The organism is Amycolatopsis sp. NPDC059027 (assembly GCF_042739735.1).
In the GTDB taxonomy this organism is placed as follows: domain Bacteria; phylum Actinomycetota; class Actinomycetes; order Mycobacteriales; family Pseudonocardiaceae; genus Amycolatopsis.
Genome location: NZ_JBHYIK010000174.1, coordinates 1 through 1,224, shown reverse-complemented (window position 1 = coordinate 1,224; position 1,224 = coordinate 1). Strand labels below are relative to the sequence as shown.

Sequence of the window (1,224 nt, the reverse complement as noted above, 5' to 3'; positions counted from 1 at the left end):
TCATCCCCTCAGTTTTCAACCTAAGTGGGTTCGGGCCTCCACGATGTCTTACCAACGCTTCACCCTGGCCATGGGTAGATCACTCCGCTTCGGGTCTAGACCACGCGACTATTTCGCCCTATTCAGACTCGCTTTCGCTACGGCTACCCCACCCGGGTTAACCTCGCCACGCAGCACTAACTCGCAGGCTCATTCTTCAAAAGGCACGCCATCACCCAAAGGCTCTGACGGCTTGTAGGCACACGGTTTCAGGTACTCTTTCACTCCCCTCCCGGGGTACTTTTCATCTTTCCCTCACGGTACTCGTCCGCTATCGGTCTCCAGGAAGTATTTAGGCTTACCGGGTGGTCCCGGCAGATTCACAGCAAATTCCACGAGCTCGCTGCTACTCGGGAACACCAAACAAACACAACACAACGTGTTTTCGCGTACGGGACTCTCACCCACTCCGGTCCGCCATCCCAAGCGGTTCCACTAACACGCGCGCATGTTCCGAGGACTGTCAGATCCTCGACGCTGGGTCCCACAACACCACTGATACAACGCCTGACAGCTTGACATACCAATGGTTTAGCCTCATCCGCTTTCGCTCGCCACTACTCACGGAATCACATTTTGTTTTCTCTTCCTACGGGTACTGAGATGTTTCACTTCCCCGCGTTCCCTCCACGCACCCTATATATTCAGGTACGGGTAACACCACATCACTGGTGCTGGGTTTCCCCATTCGGAAATCCTCGGATCACAGCTCGGTTGACAGCTCCCCGAGGCATATCGCAGCCTCCCACGTCCTTCATCGGCTCCTGAAGCCAAGACATCCACCATGTGCCCTTAACAACTTGACCACAAAGATGCTCGCATCCACTCTACAGTTCTCAAACACCACACCAGAAACAACCGTTCCCAAGGCATAGCCCCGAGGTATGTTGCCTCAGGACCCAACAGCGTGCCAGGACCATGACCCTCATCCGACCCCGCACACCCACGTTCCACGACTCCGAAGAATCAGTACTAGCAGATGACAGCGCCACCACAAGTTTCACATAAACCAGTAGTTCCACAATTCCTTGAGCAAGCGTGGCAACACCACGTGCGGGTGTTAAACCATGCCCACTCCACACTCGATGGCGTGGATGTGTTGTGCTCCTTAGAAAGGAGGTGATCCAGCCGCACCTTCCGGTACGGCTACCTTGTTACGACTTCGTCCCAATCGCCAGTCCCACC

Annotated in this window: 2 rRNA genes; both read right to left on the bottom strand. The window is 55.0% G+C overall.

The annotated features are described in order from the left end of the window. Positions 1 to 845: ribosomal RNA gene (locus ACFWY9_RS44940) — 23S ribosomal RNA — on the bottom strand; the annotation flags it as partial. A gap of 306 nt (positions 846 to 1,151) precedes the next feature. Continuing rightward, positions 1,152 to 1,224: ribosomal RNA gene (locus ACFWY9_RS44935) — 16S ribosomal RNA — on the bottom strand; the annotation flags it as partial.